The organism is Sphingorhabdus sp. YGSMI21 (assembly GCF_002776575.1).
In the GTDB taxonomy this organism is placed as follows: Bacteria; Pseudomonadota; Alphaproteobacteria; order Sphingomonadales; family Sphingomonadaceae; genus Parasphingorhabdus.
The window spans coordinates 108,829-128,446 of sequence record NZ_CP022549.1; the positions used below are offsets into that span (position 1 = coordinate 108,829).

Annotated in this window: 14 protein-coding genes and 3 pseudogenes; 10 read left to right on the forward strand and 7 right to left on the reverse strand. The window is 55.2% G+C overall.

Annotated elements, in window-relative coordinates; all coding sequences use genetic code 11:
- Positions 1-86: 86 nt before the first annotated feature.
- Positions 87-869 (reverse strand): annotated as a pseudogene (locus CHN51_RS19060) (IS5 family transposase).
- Between the two features lie 49 nt (positions 870-918).
- Here CHN51_RS19060 and CHN51_RS19065 point away from each other — a divergent pair.
- The 3 genes and pseudogenes from CHN51_RS19065 to CHN51_RS19890 all read left to right on the forward strand — a co-directional run bounded on the left by CHN51_RS19065 (position 919) and on the right by CHN51_RS19890 (position 2,511).
- Entirely contained in the window at positions 919-1,515 is a 597-nt protein-coding gene (locus CHN51_RS19065) for a KUP/HAK/KT family potassium transporter (RefSeq protein WP_346426358.1), read from the forward strand.
- A 56-nt stretch (positions 1,516-1,571) separates the two neighbouring features.
- Positions 1,572-2,311: pseudogene (locus tag CHN51_RS19070) on the forward strand (Tn3 family transposase); the annotation flags it as partial.
- 26 nt (positions 2,312-2,337) lie between these two features.
- Positions 2,338-2,511, forward strand: a complete 174-nt coding sequence (locus CHN51_RS19890) for a hypothetical protein (RefSeq protein WP_164089308.1) — start codon at positions 2,338-2,340, stop codon at positions 2,509-2,511.
- 1,278 nt (positions 2,512-3,789) lie between these two features.
- Here CHN51_RS19890 and CHN51_RS19080 read toward each other — a convergent pair.
- Positions 3,790-6,042 carry a TonB-dependent receptor gene (locus CHN51_RS19080; protein ID WP_100095842.1) on the reverse strand — a complete coding sequence of 751 codons (2,253 nt, stop codon included), beginning with the start codon at positions 6,040-6,042 and terminating at the stop codon, positions 3,790-3,792.
- 56 nt (positions 6,043-6,098) lie between these two features.
- On the opposite strand from CHN51_RS19080, the gene CHN51_RS19645 reads away from it, so the two are divergent.
- Positions 6,099-6,356, forward strand: a complete 258-nt coding sequence (locus tag CHN51_RS19645; protein WP_164089310.1) for a hypothetical protein — start codon at positions 6,099-6,101, stop codon at positions 6,354-6,356.
- 198 nt (positions 6,357-6,554) lie between these two features.
- On the opposite strand, the gene CHN51_RS19085 is transcribed toward CHN51_RS19645, so the two are convergent.
- Positions 6,555-8,036 (reverse strand): Fic family protein, encoded by a 1,482-nt coding sequence (locus tag CHN51_RS19085; RefSeq protein ID WP_346426349.1) that lies wholly within the window; start codon positions 8,034-8,036, stop codon positions 6,555-6,557.
- Between the two features lie 229 nt (positions 8,037-8,265).
- Here CHN51_RS19085 and CHN51_RS19090 point away from each other — a divergent pair.
- Positions 8,266-8,696: pseudogene (locus CHN51_RS19090) on the forward strand (transposase); the annotation flags it as partial.
- A 1,045-nt stretch (positions 8,697-9,741) separates the two neighbouring features.
- On the opposite strand, the gene CHN51_RS19095 reads toward CHN51_RS19090, so the two are convergent.
- The 3 genes from CHN51_RS19095 to CHN51_RS19105 all read right to left on the reverse strand — a co-directional run bounded on the left by CHN51_RS19095 (position 9,742) and on the right by CHN51_RS19105 (position 13,997).
- Positions 9,742-10,824, reverse strand: coding sequence for an IS630 family transposase (locus CHN51_RS19095; RefSeq protein WP_100095843.1), 1,083 nt, complete (start codon positions 10,822-10,824; stop codon positions 9,742-9,744).
- Positions 10,825-10,893: 69 nt separating this feature from the next.
- The gene (locus CHN51_RS19100; RefSeq protein WP_100095844.1) at positions 10,894-13,452 is read right to left on the reverse strand and encodes an NAD-dependent epimerase/dehydratase family protein; all 2,559 of its coding nucleotides are present in this window, start codon (positions 13,450-13,452) and stop codon (positions 10,894-10,896) included.
- A gap of 95 nt (positions 13,453-13,547) precedes the next feature.
- On the reverse strand, positions 13,548-13,997 hold the full coding sequence (locus tag CHN51_RS19105) for a CBS domain-containing protein (RefSeq protein WP_240616976.1): 450 nt from the start codon (positions 13,995-13,997) through the stop codon (positions 13,548-13,550).
- A 606-nt stretch (positions 13,998-14,603) separates the two neighbouring features.
- On the opposite strand from CHN51_RS19105, the gene CHN51_RS19110 reads away from it, so the two are divergent.
- The gene (locus CHN51_RS19110) at positions 14,604-15,980 is read left to right on the forward strand and encodes a multicopper oxidase family protein (protein ID WP_240616977.1); all 1,377 of its coding nucleotides are present in this window, start codon (positions 14,604-14,606) and stop codon (positions 15,978-15,980) included.
- A gap of 16 nt (positions 15,981-15,996) precedes the next feature.
- Entirely contained in the window at positions 15,997-16,443 is a 447-nt protein-coding gene (locus CHN51_RS19115) for a DUF411 domain-containing protein (protein WP_100095846.1), read from the forward strand.
- 15 nt (positions 16,444-16,458) lie between these two features.
- Here CHN51_RS19115 and CHN51_RS19120 read toward each other — a convergent pair whose 3' ends face one another.
- The gene (locus tag CHN51_RS19120; RefSeq protein ID WP_240616978.1) at positions 16,459-16,929 is read right to left on the reverse strand and encodes a Cu(I)-responsive transcriptional regulator; all 471 of its coding nucleotides are present in this window, start codon (positions 16,927-16,929) and stop codon (positions 16,459-16,461) included.
- Between the two features lie 480 nt (positions 16,930-17,409).
- Between CHN51_RS19120 and CHN51_RS19125 the strand changes: the two genes are divergently transcribed.
- From CHN51_RS19125 to CHN51_RS19135, 3 genes are all read left to right on the forward strand, one after another.
- Complete coding sequence (locus CHN51_RS19125; RefSeq protein ID WP_100095848.1) at positions 17,410-17,700, forward strand: hypothetical protein; 291 nt, start codon at positions 17,410-17,412, stop codon at positions 17,698-17,700.
- A 207-nt stretch (positions 17,701-17,907) separates the two neighbouring features.
- Positions 17,908-18,264 carry a hypothetical protein gene (locus CHN51_RS19130; RefSeq protein WP_100095849.1) on the forward strand — a complete coding sequence of 119 codons (357 nt, stop codon included), beginning with the start codon at positions 17,908-17,910 and terminating at the stop codon, positions 18,262-18,264.
- 244 nt (positions 18,265-18,508) lie between these two features.
- The gene (locus tag CHN51_RS19135) at positions 18,509-19,612 is read left to right on the forward strand and encodes a TolC family protein (RefSeq protein WP_240616979.1); all 1,104 of its coding nucleotides are present in this window, start codon (positions 18,509-18,511) and stop codon (positions 19,610-19,612) included.
- Positions 19,613-19,618: the final 6 nt, after the last annotated feature.

A 19,618-nucleotide genomic window follows, 5' to 3' on the forward strand; every position in this document is an offset into this window, starting at 1 on the left:
TGCAACGGCCCTTCTCGACAGGTTCTCTTCTACGGGCTTTGTTGCATAACTCGTGACGGTCGCGAGTCAGGTTTTACTTGGAGTTATTATGCGACCCGGATGGTCTTCGGGTTTCCTATTTCTGAGAACCGATTGAGGCCTGCAGCGCGGACTTTTAGTTCGGTAATCTGATGATCGAAGGTGCGCGCGGCGACGCGCTGGCCGAGGAGCTTGAAGCAATGCATCTTGGTTTCGACAAGACTGCGGCGGTGATAGCCGCTCCACTTTTTCTAGATCGTCCGGCCAAGCCGTTTGGTTGTGCGCAGTGCTTCATTGCGGGCGTCAACGCCAGGGCCATCTTTGGTCCACAGCCGCCCGTTGCGACGTACCGGGATGATCGGATTGGCACCGTGCTCAGCGATGACGGCATGATAGCCTCTCGTGTCATATGCGCCATTGGTGGCAGTATGAAGCGCCATGTTTACGCGTTTTCCACTCCCCTTCACCCATCATCTTGATCCCGGTGTTATCGACCAGCAGATGTAGCCCGCCCGAACTGGGCCGCCCACCGAGGTTCACCGACAATGCTTTTTGACGGCGGCAAAGCGTCGTATAATCCGGCACTGGCCAGTCCAGTTTCGCCATCTTGAGCAGGCTCGCAACCAGACCCGTCACCTGTCGTAGCTGAAGGTTGAACAGGATCTTCAGCGTCATGCACAGCTCAATTGCGCTGTCAGAAAACCGCATCGGCCAACCGGGCCGACCAACTGGTACCGAGAGCCAGTTTATCTCTGGTCAAACCACACATCCAATGAACCTCGCTGCTTCAGCGATGCATTATAAGCGGGCCAATTGGTCGTGCGGTACGTCGGGGAGATGGGTCTGGGCATCAGGCTCATCTATACATATCGATTCCCCAAGGGAATCCATCACCTTGTTATGCAACAAAGCCATCTGCGGGTGACGCCGCAGCATATTTACGGCGTTTTATCGATGATGGTGTGGTCGCTCATAGTCGTGATCTCAATCAAATACCTGTCGGTCGTCCTACGCGCCGACAACAAGGGCGAAGGCGGTATCATTGCGCTGGTCGCACGGCTCGGTCCGTGCAGGCGGCGCGCGGGGGTCATCCACGCCGCCCTAGTCGCGATGGGTGTTTTCGGAGCCTCTCTCCTGTATGGAGACGGCACAATCACGCGGGCCATTTCAGTCCTCAGCGCAATCGAGGCGATCAATCACAGACTTGCCTATACCGAGATTGATCTCAATCTTTCCGAGGTGAAGGGACCTGTGATGGACGCCTCAAACGAGCCGACTTTCTCGAGGAATTCCGCGGGCGTTGTTCCTGTCGCAGAACCACGCGTTTCGCGAATTGTCACAGGACAACGGGCCCCCGCCTCTGCCAGACGATATCGCTCGCGATATGATCCAATCACCCTATTAGAAGGAGAACCTAGATGTTTATCGAAAAGATCAAGACACCCGGATTATCGCACCTTTCCTATCTCGTCGGTGCCGACGGGCAGGCAGCGGTGATCGCCCCCCGCCGCGATTGCCACATCTATGTCGAGATGGCTCGCGCCGAAGGGCTGGCGCTCACCCATATCATCAATGCCCATCATAAACTGTCAATTTCGCAAGTATGGGGAACAGGCACAACCTCAAGCTCGGACGGCCAGTTTTTTCGCGGGGCAAAGCGAGGCGCGAGCGGCGGCGACATCAATGCTAGCTATGGCAATGATCCTGGCTTCAGCTTTTATACCCATGTGTCTGACCAGCACGGGCTGTATCATGTTAAAGTGATTTCCGCTACAACGCATTACGCGCCCTCTGTGCTTGACGGCCTGCTGCATCATGGCAGCATTCTCAATATCAGCGAGCATTTTACCGACACCAGCGGCGCGACCGATCATATATTTGCGCTTTGCTCGATGCTGGGCTTTAGTTTCTGCCCGCGCTTGCGTGATTTTTAGGACCGCAGACTGATACCGATGGAAATGCCATCGCGTTATCCAAAAATTTCGCCGCTCCTTGGCCAGCGCATAAAAACCGAGAAAATCCGGGAGCATTGGGATGACATTATGCGTCTGTTAGCATCCATCAAGACTGGCCACGTCGCGCCGTCGGTAATGATGCGCATTATGAACGGCAAAACCAGCTGGACGTGGCTTTGCAGGAAATTGGCAAGATCGAGCACACGCTGTTCATGGTCGACTGGCTCGAAAACCCCGAATTGCGACGCCGCTGCCGGGCCGGCCTTAACAAGAGCGAACAGCGTCATGCCCTGACGCAAGCGATTTCGACATTCCGGCAAGGCGGAACAGTGCCAGATTGTCCGGTCATCAATACGCCGTTTGAATGAATAACATCGAAAGCAATAACGAGGCCTTGCAGAAACGCGGCTTTCTAGTGGGCCGCAATGCCGGCAATTTTGAGGTTTTAGATTTGTTTGAGGTTACGCACAGCGCAGAGAATTTATCATCAGGTCAAGCCCTGATGGCCTGTATCAGCGGTACTATCCCCAATATCTAGAAAATCTGCTTGATATTGTAGCCGAGGATGTGGCGGCTCGTTTCTGGTCCGATCGGTTCCGTTCTTATCATTCAATTCCCGCCTTTGGTGGAGAATATTTTAACAACCATGCCAAGCGTTGCAAGCCTGTTTTGTCGGTGTTGCCACCAATAATGTAGTCAATTCTGGGCATGGTGCTCGGTGCACTGGCCGCATTGGGATTGAGTGTTTTGGATGTTCCAACCTTCGAGAGGCTGATGATGGTTGCCGCGATGTGCCTGATCGCTGGGTGGCTTGGGCATCACCTGAATCTTTCTTGTGATGACCAATGGGACGGAATTGCCCTCAGAAAATAAACAAATAGAAGACTGAGAAGAACGCTATAAAAATCAATATGCCCGAAAGAGAAAATTCGTTTTGCCAAATACTGTTGCCGGGCTCGCGCACGTCGACGATTGTCTGCTCTTTGGCAACTTGTAAAACTGCCCTCGGCAATGCTAATCGGAATGGGTGCTTTGCACCCTCATCACGTAATACGAGTCGATGTTTTCTTTTTCGTTCCATGCAGACGAGTTAACAATTTGTTAAGAATTTAGTCCACCACATAATTTGGTTAAAATTCGTCTGTCTCGAACCGGCACGAAATCGTTGCAAAAGGTTAAGCGCATTTCCGCTGGATGCGGCTTGCAAATGGTGTGGATTCGCAATTGCAATTGCTGTCATCGCGAAGTTGCCATCCTTCCGATATCCTCATATCTATGGCACAAAATTTGCCAGCCGGTTTGCTGGTCGCCGGGGTATTTGGGCAGAGCCGAACCCATGAGTATATATTCGGCGGTGTTACTCGAATTTTGCTTCTAAATTGTCCGCATCCGTTATTATTGGTCCCCTAGATCCACCTGAACGTTCTCGGAAGCAGGGGTTTCGCCTTGCTGGGCGGATAAAAATATTGAGAATAATATTTGGAAAATCGCCGATAACTGATCATTTCTGGATAATTACATCAATATTGACGGTAACGATCTTTCAATGATGGACCGCGTGTCAATGACAGCCCCTGAAGCAGCAAAGAGATAGCCGGCTCGATCAAACCTTAACTTGCAAAAAGCTTCGGCAACGGGATTATCCGCATTGATGAGCACTGAACTGAACTCTGTTCAAGGGTAAATCGCAGTATTGTCGGCACTCCCGCCCTGTATTTCACTTTAAAGTCAGGTTCATCTTTCCACGGAATGGACCCGCGAACACGCAGCGTTGATGATTGGTGCAGAGAGCATAGCTTCGGGACATACATGGGGTTCAAAAGCTGACCCGAGCGCCTCCCACGAACCGCCGGGGGATTCCAGGACGCAAGCCGAAGGGACGTCTGCTGACGGCGTATTGGTCATCGAATATGTTATCAACGCGTGCAAACAGGGAGAGACTGTCGGTCAGCGCGAAATTTCCCGCAAGATCAAAGATGATGCGCTCGTCGATCCCTTGATTTACGGCAATAGCCCCGCTCCCGGGTTCATTGCGCAAATCGGAAAGGTAGCTTACCCCAAGATTGATCGCAATGCGGCCCGCGTTCACACCCGCTTCTATATACAGTTGATGCCGCGCAATATAGGGCAGGGCATCGCCTTCAGTCACATCACCGAAAAAGTTGCTGTCGAAGCTACTATCAAATTGTGCATCCGTGAACGTATACGCGAGCGACAGGGGAAACGAGATCGTGTCGGTGGCGCGTGGCTCGATCGCTGCCGACAGCTCCAAGCCCTTGACGGTAACTGCGCCGCCATTGAACTGATCGCCAATGTCGCCGACGCTGCAGCCGACAGATTGGGTGCAATTACCGAGCAAGTTGGAATAGTCGTTGTAGAATCCAATCGCAGAGACCTGGACCTCGTCAGTCCTGAAGCGGACGCCGGCTTCGTAGTTCCAGCTTTTTTCGGCGCGGGCGTCCGGACTGCCGGGGCCGGGAGGAGAGAAGCCGCGTGATACTCCTGCAAGCACAATGGCGTCGCCAAACTCGTAAGTAACACCCAGAGCAGGCAGCCACTGGTCGATATTGGTGCGGCGAACCCGGGTTGGCCCGGTCGATCGATCCGGGTCCGATCCTGCATAGTCCAACCGGGTCAAATCAATCCCTTCGTACCTCAACCCGGGCGTCAGCGTCACGGCACCGATCTCGATCCGGTCCTCGATGTAAAATGCGATGGCCTTCGCTTTCGCCTCCCGGTTGGCCTGCTGGCCGATATCGGTCTGGCGCTCAAAGACGAGGTCTCCGCCAATTTGGGAGTAGAATTCCTCGTTTTGCAGTCTGTCTTCTTCATCCTCGTGATAGCGGACGGAGACCGCGAGATTGTGGCGCGTCGCGCCGATGGCGAACGGGCGTTCCAAAGAAAACTGGGCTCCTTCACTACGATAGACGCGATTGTTGTTGCGGATCCGCACCGCGCCATTCGCACTGTCCGCCCCGCGTAAGATATTAAGAGCTTCGCGATTGTCATCGGGGCTATCGAAAACAGTCTGAATCGAATCGAATCGACCGTCGCCATCGAAATCGATATCCTGAAGTTTCGACCAGCTGCGGCTGAAGTCGTTGCGATACAGCGTGGCCGTGATCCTCGTCTCATCGGCAAACGCCAAGGTGCCGATAATACGATATTGGTCGTGCTTCCCGGAAAATGCGTCGCGCTGGCTGGTCGCATAGCGACGATAGGGTTCTGCCGCGAAATCGGCATCGGCAAGTCCGAGGTAGGTCTCATTGGCTTTAAGGTCAGACCGGCCATAAACAAATTCCAAGCGAGCCTCTACGGGTGCGTCCGGCGCGGTGTGAACAGCCAATCGCCCACGATAATCCTGTCGTTCAAATCCGGTGTCAGCATCTGGACGCCCGTCGATTGATTTGAAGCCGTCGCTGCCCTGCTGGTAGGTTTCAATCAGCGCACCAACATAATCTGTGTCAGCTCCAACCCAGCCCTGGCCTTGGAAGTAATTGCGCGAACCATATTGGCCTGAAGCATAGCCGGAGAATCCATCCGTCGGGATTTGGGTAGACCGAAGATTGACCGCTCCGCCGATAGTACGAGGTCCAGAGCGGATCGCGGCTGCGCCCTTCGTTACCTCGACCGCCTGCATACGTCCGATGGCGGGGAAATAATATGCGGCCGGCGCGGCATAGGGGGCCGGCGCGATCAATACGCCATCTTCCATGAGTGTGATGTTGCTCGACCGTTCGACTGGGCTACCGCGCAGTCCTATATTTGGAAACAACCCGAACCCATCCTCCTCCTGGATATTTACCCCGGGCACTTGACGCAGGACGCGGTTTACATCCCCATGGTCGAACCGGCGGAGATCTTCGCTGTCGAGCAGATCGGCAGAACCGGCAACCCGGTAGGGATCAATCCGGCCTCCGAGGACGATAATTGAAGTATCGGGATTTGCCTGACGGTCTTCCGAAGCCTGCTCAGTTCCATCTTTCTCGGCGACGGGCCAATTCTTCTCTTGGGCTTGCACTGGCATGGACAAGGCAACTGCGAGGGACGAGACGGCAGCACGATACATAGAGGTTTCCTTTTCTCCGAGCGGTGTGGGGAGGGCTGCCTCTAACGTTATTGCAAATGCTTCGCAAGAGCATAATTGCGATGCTCTCAAAACTTTTGTCAGGACCTATCATTCTGGCGCTTGCTCTCATGCTATTTTCTCGGGGTGGGGAAGGGGCCAGCGGTCTGCCATCCTCGCATAGTGGGCTGAGCTATGGATTACTTTATCTGCGCCAATTCCTGCTTGGCTTCTCGCTTTACAAGTATGCCTTTGCCATGCTTTATGCCCGCGCTGAAGCCCTCCTCAACAATAGCGCCCAAGATGAGTTCAACTAGCATCGCCGACTTCCACAAGGCAGGGGATTAGGGACTGGCGTTCCACGATACGATCCTCTGCATGCCAAGGTGTTTGACAAATTTGCTTCCGAGTTAATCACGTGCAAATTCCAAAATTGCTTTGATTTTCGCTGTTGTATTCATGCTGGGGGTTCAAACGCGTCGACGTAAAGTTGCTCGACCCGCAGGACTTCCTCATCAGTCAGTGCGGCAAATTCTTGTGTGCGCGCGCTGCGAAAGCTGACCGCCATTTTGCTGAAGGAACTTTTGAAGCAACTCGATCTGCGCTGATGGCATGTCGACAACCTGCTGTACGCCGTCACCGAACCGGTCGAACGCCTCCAGGTAACGAACCTCTTGGGGAAGATCGTGGACAATGGTTTGTTCCACGCATTCATAGAGAAATTCCGCATGCGCGGTAGCGTCAAAATAACGGTAGAAGTCTGCGGTATGATTGAGCACTTCGACGTTTCCGTCGGCCGTCCGCTGCCATTCGATCTCAGGGAGAAGAGGTCTGGAATAGGTTTCCAGCACTGTCCGATAAGCGTCGAGCTGTCTTAGAATGGCAGCGCTGATCGGGAACACGAGCCCGGGCGGATTGTAGCTGGCGGCTGCCAGTGCGTGATGGATGAGCCAACGGTGAATGCGGCCGTTGCCATCTTCATAAGGGTGGATGTAGACAAACCCAAACGCCAGAACTGCTGCGGCGACAACGGGATCGAACGCTTTGGTAAGTGTTCGCTCGGTGTAGACGACAAGCCCTGTCAGCAAGTCTGTAATGTCATCATGGCGCGCACTGATATGGTCCGGGATCGGGTCTCCTGAATCCCGGTCATGAACGCCGACAAAGCCGCCTTGCGTTCTAAAACCGAGTTTTACGAAGCGCGCATCACCGATCACGATGCTTTGAAGACGGTCAAATTCGGTCAGAGTGACGGGATTGTTGCCCGCTTGCGCAATCGCCTGACCCCATCGTACCGCGCGGGTGCCGGAAGGCTTTTCGCCCTCGATCGCAAAGGATGACTTGGAATCGTTCAATAGAAGGAACGCAGCCGCGCGCGCCACGAGGTCGGGGCGGACGCGCCCGATTTCGGCACGTACGCGTTTATCCAACTGCTTGTCCGCGGCAGCCTGCAGGGCCGGCGTTCGGCGGACCATTGGGCAAAAGGCCGGCGTTCCCGGGAGATTGTCGAGGATTTTGTGCCGGGACGAGACTTGTCCGCGCGCAAGGGCAAATTGTAGCTTAGGATCGACGATTGTCACCAGCCGAACTTTGCCAGGTTCAGGGATATCGAGCTGGGTGCCCGTCAGCCATTCGTAAAGATACCACGCCCGGCGCGCAAAGGCGCCGGTCGGTGTCGCCATTACGAATTCGCGGATCGCTTCAGGTTCGATAGTCTTGAAGAGCTGCGCCAGAACGCCCAGATCAATGCCTTCCCACTTCATGGCGAATACCAGGTGGCCTGCAAGGCTCGATTCCGGACGGTGACGCGGGGTCAGCAGAACCCAATCCGAAGTTGGCACCGGATGATGGCGTTCGGCAATCGCCGCTAGGCGAGGCGGTAAGGGAAGCGAAAGGCCATAGGCGGCGATCAAAGCGGCATAGCCGCATGGGGTCGCAGGCTCGGGGAGACTGCGGCCGTGAAAATCATTCACCGCCTGTGAAGGCCACTCACCCATAATTTTCTCCGTGAAAAACCATCACTTGAACCGTGGTTACTTGCGAATCGCGTTCACCATCTATGAAAATCTATCACAGTTTACCCAAAATGTGAATATCGTTCTCTAATATTTGAGTTTACTCGTTTCTTGGGCTATCTTTCAACTTGATTATCGTTGGCATAATGGACCACGCAGAGCTGTGCTCCGGCCCGAACGGGGACATCAGGACCGTTTCAAATCAATATATAAGGGGCTGCTCTCGGCACGCTTCGCCGCCGTTCGCGTGCGAGTTGCCGATGGCCCGCCTCAACGCATCCGGAACAGTGGCGCGCAACATCTGCGCGGCGAGGAAGTGTGGCTGGTCGGCGAACATCGCTCAACCGGCGAGCGCAAATACTACCTCTCCAACCTGTCCTCCGACACGCCGATCAAGCAGCTTGCCGGAGCCATCAAGGCCCGGTGGGTCTGCGAACAGGGACATCAGCAACTCAAGGAAGAGCTCGGCCTCGATCACTTCGAAGGCCGATCATGGAAGGGGCTTCACCGACATGCGCTGATGTCGATGATTGCCTTGGCCTTCCTGCAATCCCGCCGCCTCAAGCAGGCCAAGGGGAAAAAAAGAAACGCCGGGCCACCACCACAGCCGAGCCTGCCGGCGATCAGGCAGGCCATCATTGAACGCCTCGCCAAACCTCCTGATCTGACGTGCCCACAGTGCGGACACTGCATCTCTCATCGCTCGCTCATAAATCTGCCAAAGTAGTGCTAGGTTCTGTTGACAAAAGGGATTCCCAAATCGCTTGGTTTCGGATTCATATGTGGACGCCCCCTTTGGCAAGGGCTTTTTTGCTGAGATGACTTTGATCGGTTGCTTTCATATGTCCGGCCTGTTACTCCAAAGATGAGACACTAAACCTGCCGTTACGCTTTCCAGCCGATTGCGGCCATTTTTCTGACCGGCTTGATCCGGTTCGAAGCGGTCGGTCAGGAAACGCCCTAATGTTAAATATTTCTGAAATATTCAGCGGCGCGGACACTAGGATCGGTCAGGTAGTTTTTCTGATGGCACCGTACATCAGAAATCGGAAAATCATTAGCGATATCATCTTGTAAAAGAAAACTAGGATATAGCGATCGACAGCTTTTCTTATCAATTGCCCAATAAGGTTGATAATATATCTTATGTTAAGTAATTGATATTATAAACCTTTATTAACCATATCTGATTTCTTAGTCAATTTTCAAACTTATGCGTTTCCAAAATCGGTGGAACCTGCAGTAATAACTCCAATTATCTAAATCACTTTCCACGAAATTCGATATCGATGCCAAAAAGCTACGAATGGTGGATCTATGCCTAACCAATCGGTTATGACAGTTTACGTCTTTGTTCTTGGGTTCTCAACTTTCGTCTGTCTACGCCACTTCAGCAGGTAAGCGACGGGGATGATCAACATTGACCGCAATAGTGCCGTTTGTCCGAGAATTAGCACGCGCTCCGCAACGGCTATCACCTGCCATAGTTACCTTGACTGCTGAGATCTTTAGGATCCTATTGATCAACCAGTTTTGTCTCATGTAAATAGCCCGATACAAGTATGCCCGGATTCAAATTCGGCAAACGCGCACAGAACTCCACGCGATTCGAACACCGTCCACGGAAAGCGAAGGCCACTATACGGTCGCTGCTGAACCCGAAAAGCTTTGTTTGAGGCATAATATGCTAGTGAATTGATTCCAACGTTTGGAACCCACGGTTTCGAGCAGCGATGATTTCATCAGGATCAGCCTTCCAGACGAAGGGTTTGGGGTCGTTAGCGTTGTATTCTCGAACGAAGCGATTGATCGCGGCCTGGAGATCGACGAGCGAATGGAAGACGCCATTCTTGAGCCGCCGCCGGGTCAGCTTTGCGAAGAAGCCCTCGACGGCATTGAGCCATGAGCACGAGGTTGGTGTGAAGTGGAAGGTCCAGCGCGGATGGCGCGCGAGCCATTCCTGAACCTTGTCCTTCTTGTGTGCCGCATAGTTGTCGAGAATGACGTGAATGGCCTTGTTCTTCGGGACCTCGCGCTCGATCCGATTGAGGAAGCGGATGAACTCCTGATGCCGGTGGCGCTGCATGTTCTGGGCAATGACCGTTCCGTCGAGCACGTTGAGTGCTGCAAACAGCGTGGTCGTGCCATGGCGCTTGTAATCATGGGTCATGGTTCCGGCACGGCCCTTCTTCATCGGCAGACCGGGCTGAGTGCGATCAAGCGCCTGGATCTGCGACTTCTCGTCGAATGACAGCACCACCGCATGGGCAGGCGGCGAGACATAGAGGCCGACGATATCGTGAAGCTTCTCGGCGAAGGCCGGATCGTTGGACAGCTTGAACTGCCGCCAGCGATGCGGACTGAGGCCATGAGCTTTCCAGATCGCCTGGACAGTCGAGGCTGCCAGGCCGGCGACCTTCGCCATCGCGCGCAATGTCCAATGGGTCGCCTCGTGGGGCGGCGGCTCCTGCGTCAACCTGACGATCTCAGCTACGCGCTCCGCCGGGACCGGCACCTTGCCCGGCGGGCGGGACTTGTCGCGCAGCAGACCATCGACGCCTTCGTGCATGAACCGCTCTTGCCAGCGCCACACGCAGGTCTTGGACTTGCCGGTTTCAGCCATGATGGCCGAGGTTCCACGGCCGTCCCCGCTCAGAAGAACAATCCGCGCTCGCCAGACGTGCTTCTGCGAACTCATGGGATTAGCGATGATCGCCCGCAATCGCTGGCGATCGCTGGCAGACAGGGTGAATGATATACCGGTGCGCATGGGCGCAGACTCGCACATCACAGCGCAACAGGGAATCCCCAATCGGACTCATCTTATCCGATCAATCCACTAGATTATGTAGCGATCCCATCCAGCGTAGTGCTCGCCGCTTCCTTCTCCTTTTGGCAAGCTCAACCCGATGAGAAAAAGTCCGACCACAACGGATGCAACCATGCCGGATGACGCGGCACCATTCAGAAGGAATGGTGCTATCACGAGCCAGGCGCCGAAAGCGATATTTACGAACCGCAAGGCCCGCGCGACTTCGGCCGTCGCGATAATCGCGACCGTTATGACCAGCGCGCCCACGACGTGGTCGCTGTTTGCCATCGCCCCCTCGCTGCCGAGCGTGAGCCTGCTCAGCATGAGCCAGACGCCCAGAACAGTGCTTGCGATCAGCGTCCACGGGAAGGTGACGCCCCTGACCGTGTTATTCCAGATGGCGCGGACATCGGTCATGTAATCTTCCTTGTCGATTTCGCCGCGCGATGCAGCACCGCCCTTGAAGAAGGTTCGCACAAGGGGTTTGCCCTCTTTCTTTGACCAGTAGAGATACTGGCCCATGGCAATAACCTCATCAAGGGAGAACGGTATCATGATCAGCATTGCCAGCGCAGCAATCAGGGCCGGAGTACTCCACGTCCCGATCATGATCGGCTGTATGATCACGAAATAGATACTGACGACGCCAAGCGGGATGACGAGTATCCCGAAGAAAGTCACCATCCAAGGCATGGTCCGCCAGCGCGCTCTGGTCCCCATCACCGCCATCAGGATTTCCAGGACGTAACTGACAGCGCCAAGACCGGCATCCGGGATCGGCCAAGCCTTGGATATATCAGAGGTAATGATTTCCTCGGTCCCGTTCTGTGGATCAACGAGCGATCCTGAGAAAAATGGCTCCCAGGCCCCATCGATATGGCCGAGCTGATAGGAGGTGAGCATGCGCGATATCAAAAGACCAATGATGCCCATCGCCACGATCGGGAAACGCTGCGCATCGGTGGACGGACTGTAGGTCCACCCCGGCGGGATGGACTTCTTGTCCATCATGCCTTCCATACTCATGCCCGGCATCATCGGCACGAGAACCGAGAATGCGATCACCAATGTGCCTACAAGCAAATTGGTCAGATATTGTGCGGCGCTCGGGCTCCAGAAGAACAGCGGGGCAAAAAGCAGCCAGATCCCGATGAAGGCGGTCGCCCACTGGCCCAGCCAGGCAGTACGCTTCGAAAGCGACATTCCGCCGAAAATCGCCAATGCGATCCCGCTCAGCATATCGCTGATGGCAAGGGCGTTGGCGCGCCATTCGATCGACGGCAGACCCCGTTCGAGGGTTACGGCCACGACCGAGGCGCGGGCGGTGTCGGCGGAAACGACGTCATAGACACCGGGGCTCGCGGCCAGCCACAGGCCGAGCCCGATGACCGCATAATGGGCCCATCGCGTTTCGCGTTGGGGACCATCCATATCGTGCATCTCACCAGCCATGTCCCCGGCCATTTGGTGTCCGTCATGCGACGAATGGTGTGGCGTTTGCGCAGTTTTTTCGGCGGAGCCTTTCGGATGCCACGCAACCCGCGCGGTATTAAGCTTGTTTGTCTCATACCATTTCTGCGGATCTGATTTCAAAGCTTCAACGATAGCCGGAAGCATCTCGCGGAGCGAGTGCTCAGGCTCCCAATTCAGCAGTTTCCGAGCGCGGGAAATGTCGAGAATATAATGCGCATTGGCATCATCAACCATCCATTGCTTCACAAAACCATCGTGGCCAAGAATCTCCTCCTCAATCCATGTTCCCAGCTTCGCCACGGCCTTCGGAATCCGGACTGTGGTCCAGTCTTCGCCGTGGATTTCGCGATGAACGATGTCCTGGATCTCGGCGTAGCCCAGCGTATCCGGTTCGCCGATGAGTATCGGGGTCTCGCCGGGCAACTGGTCCCTGCGCGCAATCGTCTGTTCGACTGCCTTGGCCAAATCCTCGAGATGCAGCGCGGACTGCGCTGCACACAACATCCCGGGATAGAGATGCGCCGACACACGGTGTTCGTACACGCCGGCGATTTGCTCGGCAAGAAAGGCAGAGTGACCCTCGTCGTCATAGACGCCCGCAAACCGCAAGAAGACCACCGGTATTCCGCCGCGATTTTCGCGCAGCACTTTTTCTGCATCGGCCTTCGATTGGGGATAAGGCCAAGTCGGCCCGATCGGCGAGGATTCATCGATCCGCTCGTCCGGCAGTGGCCTGGGTTCGTGGACCAGCATCGAGCTCGCATAGACAAATTGGTCGACATCAAAGTCCTGCAGCGCTGTGATCAGCCGGCGCGAACCCTCCACATTGACCTCTTGATATAAGGGGTTCGGTTCGCCCGTAATGTCGAAATAGGCAGCCAGGTGAATGCATGCCGCGATCTTGTTACCGTAAGCGGCTCTCACCGTTTCAAGGGCGTCGACAACCGACGCTTCTTGGGCGAGGTCGATCGAATATGAGGCCTCCAGTCCGGGGATGTCTTCCGAGGCTGACCGGTCGAGTCCGATTACGCGGTAGTCATCGCTTAATCGTCTGATAAGCGCGCGACCGATATATCCGTTCGCACCAGTTATGAGGACAAGGCCCTTTTCCATAAATCACCCCTTCAATCTCGTCTTAACTCTTCCTACCAACATAGAAGAAGCCGCCCTCCGTTTGTCAGAGGGCGGCCCTGCGACAGGTCACTAGACTAGCAGCAACCTGCGGAGGCTTTTTCCTCAGCCGGTTTGGAGATTCCCTCGACAAGCTTGGCGGTCTTCGCGTCGTTATCGGACCGCGCGATATCCGCCTGCGAGACCATACCGCAGCATTTGTCCACTTCTGTGTCGGGCGTGACAGTGACAACCGACCGGGTCATTATATCTTCCACCCACGTATCTGGCGACTTTCCTTCGGCTACGACACGGCAGCAAATGTCTCGATCGGTCACCACCCCGACAAGTTCGCCCTCGTTATCGACGACCGGAATTTCACCGCAGTCGTTCTCTACCATCAGCTTCGCCGCGTCCTGCGCGCTCGTCTCTTTATCGCAGCAGGCCGGGTCACTGGTCATAATTTCGCGAACATTCATGTTTGTCTCCTTTATTTGATGGAACTCGCCGACAAGAAAAGCCGTTTCCAAAGCCAGAGGATGCGGCATCCAACGGTGCCTCCTCGTCGAATCATACAATGACGGAAAGATAGGGCTTCCCATCATCGGAAGGTCAACAGTGTCCAAAAAATATTCTGGCAACGACCATCTGAACAATCGGACACTTCATGAAAACGCACAACTAACAGCAATGTTCCAATTTCTCCTTCGCTTCGCCTTTCTTGTAACCGCTAAACGCATATTGGCGCGGCTTGTGAAAGTTGGTAATGACGTGGGCCTCACTTTCCTGCGATCTGACAGGCGCTTGCGAAATTACTTTGGTCGCGCTCCTGATCTTGGTGGAGTTGTCTTCGGCGCTGCAAGCTGTCACATCGGCTGCGTCTCCGCTCCTTGTGCAAAGCAAATCCGGCAGGCGCGAACGGAAAAGCAAGTCTCATTTCTGTAAGGCCTGTTGACCAGTCATATTACCTATACGAATAAAGCTGCTCCAACCCCTCATAATTTTTCAATTTTAAAATGGCTCGTCGGGGGGGTTGACCTTCCAATGATGGGAAGCCCTATACTTCTGGGCGAGCTGCAACTGAAAACGATTTTGGAGAATTTCCCCTATGCCGCAGACAGGATCGGCGAGCCGTGCTCGCTGGATCCGGCGTTGTGGCGATCGGTGCGGGAACCGCGGTAATCCTTGGAGCGGGCACCAGAGGATCTGTAGGTGCCAAGGCTGGTCAAAATGAACTCGTTCTCGAAGCGGGGAAAACCCTTGCATCGCTAATGGGCGAGCGGTTGCCACAAGTTCCTGTCTGGGGTTACAACGGCTTAGTGCCCGGACCCGAAATCAGAGTCCGGCAAGGGCAGCCTTTCAAAGCGCTTCTTAAAAACAATCTCGATGAGGGAACAACCATTCATTGGCACGGGCTGCGTGTGCCCAATGCGATGGATGGTGTGCCGCATCTGACGCAGGATCCCGTCGAACCGGGGCAAGCCTTCCTATATGAATTTACCCCGGCTGATGCAGGTACCTTCTGGTATCATCCGCACCAGCGCAGTTTCGAGCAGGTTGGACGCGGGCTTTACGGGCCCCTAATCATCGAGGAGGTTGGCCCACCGCAAGTCGACCGTGATATTACCTGGGTGCTGGACGACTGGCGGATGAGTGATAGCGGAGAAATTAGCGGAGGCTTCGGTAGCCGGCACGATGCGATGATGGGGGGCCGAATCGGCAACACGATCACCATCAACGCAAAACCACCAAAGCCCCTGGAGGTGCGTCCGAACGAACGGATCAGGCTCAGGTTGGTGAACGCCGCCAATGCGCGGATCTTCGGACTCGATTTCTCAGACATCGAGCCCGTTATTATAGCGCTCGATGGACAGCCCGTCAAACCACACACGCCGTCCGGACCGCTGTTGCTGGGGCCAGCGATGCGCGTTGATCTAATCCTCGACCTTACCGAAGCATCTGCTACCCGGCATGAAATCCGCGATGTTTTCTACTCGGGTCTGGAATACAGCCTCAACGAGCTTGTTTATACGGGCACCTCGATACGCAGCGCGCCCTTGCAACACGCAGTCTCGCTGTCACCGAACCCACTCGCTGAACCCAATCTCGCCAATTCAGATCGTCACGAGATCCGATTTGGTGGCGGGATGATGGGTATGATGAGTGGGCGGAAAAGCGGTTCGAGAATGATGTCGGGAGGCATGATGGGCTGGACGGTCAATGGTGTTTCGGCAACTGGCCATGTCCATGACCCCATTATAACGACCCCGCAGGGCCGGACCCTCGTTCTTGACATGATAAACGACACCGCATGGTGGCACCCGATTCACCTGCATGGCCACAGCTTCCGGGTATTGTCCCGCAATGGCAATCCCACGCAATATCGCGAGTGGCAGGATACCGTGCTGATGTCTCCGCAGGAACGCGTCGAGATCGCATTTGTCGCCGACAATCCGGGCGATTGGATGTTCCATTGCCACATCCTCGAGCATCAGGCTGCTGGGATGATGGCCACAATTCGGGTAAATTAATATGAAAGGAAATTTGATGAACTTACTTCTCAAGATTACTGCAGTTCTGGCTGCGTTTATGGCAATTCCCACACTCGCATCGGCCCAAGAGGCAAAGCCGCTCGCCACGATTTTCAAAAACCCGCAATGCAGCTGCTGCGAGAGTTACGGAGCCTATCTCGAGGCCAACGGATATCCGGTTAAAATGGTGGCGACCCATGACCTCGCCCTCATCAAGGAACGCCAAGGCGTACCGGCCGGGCTCGAAGGCTGCCACACGATGCTCATCGGGGGATATTTTGTGGACGGGCATGTCCCTGTCGCAAGCGTCGACCGTCTTTTGAAAGAACGCCCCGATATTTTGGGGATCACGCTGCCAGGAATGCCTACCGGTTCGCCGGGAATGGGCGGTCCGAAATCCGGTACTTGGACAATTACGGCTGTCGCTCCGGACGGCGCCAAAAGCGTCTACAAGCGCTATTGACTGCCGCAAACGATCCTAGCAGATACGCTCGTATCCAAATTTGTGACCGACATTCTTAGAACGGGTAGAAGTGGCATCACTGGCCAGGCCCTTGAGAATGGGACAGTCGGGACGATCATCGTTTGTACACCCTTCGAGGAGATGCTCAAGAGCATCGATCATCGAGTGAATTTCCGCCGCCTTGTTCCGCAGAGCGACTAGATGGCTGTCGGCAACGTGTCGAACATCCTTGCTGGCCCGCTTCTCATCCTGCCAAAGACCGAGCAACTCTTTGATTTCGTCAATCGAAAAGCCCAGATTGCGGGCTCGGCGGATAAAGCGCAGCTTATGGATATCGGCAGGATCGTAGAGCCGATAACCGGCGCCGGTTCGTTCCGCGGGCATGATAAGCCTGATCTTCTCATAGTGGCGGATCATCTTGGCCGAAACGCCGGTCGTTCCAGCAGCCTCGCCGATCGTGTGGTAATGTCTCATGACCGCACTCATAAGCTTCCCATGATGGGAATGCAAATCCGTTGAGGGGATAGTCACAATAAAGTTCACAAAGCTCTTGACCTTCCCATCATGGGAACCCTTATATTTCGGTCATTGATTGATTCGGAGAATAGAGAAGCGATGGATACTAACTCGTCCCGAGCATTGGTGCACGCACCCTTCGGCTGGTCAAGCGGCCAGGACAGAAACGAGTGGAACTTGCGCCACAGCCTTCGGCAAGCGCCGCAAGTGGCTGCTCGCCCTTGTTGCGGTCTTGACAGCAGCCGGTCTCATACTGGGCTCGATGTGGCTGGGATTCGCCGCGATACTTCCCTTTCTCTATGTACTGCCTTGCCTGCTCATGCTCGCGATCTGCATGCGCAAGGGCAATTCTTCACAGGGATCATGAACAAACAGCCCGTGTGTGCTCTCTAACGGCGTGCAATATAACGTGAGACCAACCCCTACCAATCAAACGAAAGGATATTTGTAATGAACAATCTAAAATTAGCTGCCCTCGGCACCCTGGCAACGGCCGGTCTTGCCACAGCAGCGATTGCACAGCCCAAGGTTGAACACCGTCCCAGCGCGAAAGAGAATTCGCAAAACCGGGAGCGTGGTGCCATGCAGGGTGACATGCCCGGCATGAAAGGAGATATGTCCGGCATGATGGCCATGATGAATGATCCTGAAATGCGCGCGCAAATGATGGATATGATGCGCAACTGCAAAGAGATGATGAAGAAAAAGCAGGATCAGATGTCTAGCCCGGAAGCAGGCTAAGGCTTCGCATTATAACGACAAGCTCCCAAATTGGCCCGTCCCTCTACCTGCCCCGCAGTAACACTGCGGGGCAGGACCTCTATATCTATTGCGACTGGTGGCTTGCACCGCCCTCATTGACCATAGGAGTCCACTGAGAATGTTGAATTTTAAAAGGATAATGCCAAGGGGCTTGTCAGAGCCCGGTCAGGCGCATAAGACGGCGTAATGCATATTCTGCGCTCCTTTGGACTCATCCTGATCGCCTGCGGGCTCCTCGTGCAGTCGGCAGCCTATGCCTCTGCGCGCCCCCAGGTCGCTGCGATGATCGACGGTCCATGTGATGAGATGCGCATGAAAAACTCATCGACCACTTCTTCAGATGACCAACAAGGGCCGTGCAAGAACCTGCGCATGGATTGTTTGGTGGCGCTCGGCTGTATCCCCCCACTGGCCATGGCCGCTGATGCGTCTGCCGAATATTTAGATACAGCCATGCCGTCGCAGTTTGGCGAGTTCACCGAGTTCTCGCTGGCTGTCAATCGACTAGGACCTGAACCTCCGCCTCCGCAAACGCAGCTCTGAATATAGGCAGGGGGAAAACCCTGCAAGCCTGAAGCTAAGCGAATCGCTCTGCGCATCTCGCGCCGTTCGTTCGTTCTGCCCATGCCCCGTCCTTTAGCGGAAAATACAAATTATGAAATGTGCATTTTGGACTGCGCTTCCGGTCTTGCTGGCTCTCGCACCAGCAAGCTACGCCCAATCGGTTGGATACGAAGAAGCCTTAAGATCGGCCGTCAGCGATCAACCACAAGTACGGGCGCGCGAATTGCAGCTTGACGCCCGCCGCCAGGTTGCCGATGCCGCAGACGAACTTCCCGACCCCAGACTACGTGCAGGAGTCCAGAACCTGCCGGTCAGCGGGCCTGCAGCGTTCCAGCTGGATCGTCAGCTCCCCACTCAGATCCAGGTCGGGGTCGAGCAGGAAATTCCCAACCTTGCTAAGCGGCACGCCCGGACGGGAATCGCTGCCGCAGACATCGACCTTGCCGCAGCGAAATTGAGCCAAATACAGTATATGGCGCGTCTCGGCGCAGGAAAAGCCTGGATTTCGCTCGCTTATTCCCAACAAGCCCTGAAGGTTGCTGATGAAGCGCTTGGACAGATTGAAACGCTCGTTCCCTTAGCCCGAAGCGCTGTCGCTTCCGGTTCGGCCCGTCCGGGCGAAAGCTTGGAGATCCGTCGAGCAGTGCTGGATGTCGAGGATGTGCGGACGCGCCTCGAAGCCGACCGTGAAGCGGCACAAGCGATGCTGGCGCGCTATATCACTGTTGAAAACGCGACCGCCTCGGGGTCCGTTCCTCCAACCGATGTCGATGTAGAGCGTCTCCGGGCGACCCTGAAACATAATCCGGAAATCATCCTCGCGATCGCACAGGTCCGTCAAGCCGAGGCGAGGACTGATCTCGCCCGATCGGAAAAGCGCCCTGATTTCGGAGTCAACGTGAGCTATGGGCGGCGCGATCCTGCCTTCGGCGATGTCGTATCGGTCATGGGCTCGATAACGCTTCCCATTTTCTCCGGTAAAAGACAAAATCCGAGGATTGCCGCCGCAGAAGCCGATGCCTTTGCAGCGCAATCTATCCAAGCGGATCGCCTGCGCGAGCTGGAGGCCCAATTTGAGGGCGACCTTGCCGCCTGGCGCAGCGCACACCGCCAGTGGCAACGTGCCACTGAAGAATTGCTACCTCTGGCACGTAGCCGGGCCGAGCTCGAAAGGGCCAGCTTTGCAGCGGGCCGCGCCGAGCTTCTGGATGTCATCGAGGCGATCAAGGCCTTGGCCCTTCTCCAGATCGAAATACTCAAGCGCGAGGAAGCGACCGTGGAAGCGGCTGCCAATTTACGACTTACTTACAGGGAGCACGACCTATGAGAGCCG

Excerpts from the sequence above, each read along its gene's own strand:
- CHN51_RS19065 (WP_346426358.1), top strand. The coding sequence starts at position 919 with ATGCAACAAAGCCATCTGCGGGTGACGCCGCAGCATATTTACGGCGTT.
- CHN51_RS19890 (WP_164089308.1), top strand. The coding sequence starts at position 2,338 with ATGAATAACATCGAAAGCAATAACGAGGCCTTGCAGAAACGCGGCTTT.
- CHN51_RS19080 (WP_100095842.1), bottom strand. The coding sequence starts at position 6,042 with ATGTATCGTGCTGCCGTCTCGTCCCTCGCAGTTGCCTTGTCCATGCCA.
- CHN51_RS19645 (WP_164089310.1), top strand. The coding sequence starts at position 6,099 with ATGCTTCGCAAGAGCATAATTGCGATGCTCTCAAAACTTTTGTCAGGA.
- CHN51_RS19085 (WP_346426349.1), bottom strand. The coding sequence starts at position 8,036 with ATGGGTGAGTGGCCTTCACAGGCGGTGAATGATTTTCACGGCCGCAGT.
- CHN51_RS19095 (WP_100095843.1), bottom strand. The coding sequence starts at position 10,824 with ATGCGCACCGGTATATCATTCACCCTGTCTGCCAGCGATCGCCAGCGA.
- CHN51_RS19100 (WP_100095844.1), bottom strand. The coding sequence starts at position 13,452 with ATGGAAAAGGGCCTTGTCCTCATAACTGGTGCGAACGGATATATCGGT.
- CHN51_RS19105 (WP_240616976.1), bottom strand. The coding sequence starts at position 13,997 with ATGCCGCATCCTCTGGCTTTGGAAACGGCTTTTCTTGTCGGCGAGTTC.
- CHN51_RS19115 (WP_100095846.1), top strand. The coding sequence starts at position 15,997 with ATGAACTTACTTCTCAAGATTACTGCAGTTCTGGCTGCGTTTATGGCA.
- CHN51_RS19120 (WP_240616978.1), bottom strand. The coding sequence starts at position 16,929 with ATGAGTGCGGTCATGAGACATTACCACACGATCGGCGAGGCTGCTGGA.
- CHN51_RS19125 (WP_100095848.1), top strand. The coding sequence starts at position 17,410 with ATGAACAATCTAAAATTAGCTGCCCTCGGCACCCTGGCAACGGCCGGT.
- CHN51_RS19130 (WP_100095849.1), top strand. The coding sequence starts at position 17,908 with ATGCATATTCTGCGCTCCTTTGGACTCATCCTGATCGCCTGCGGGCTC.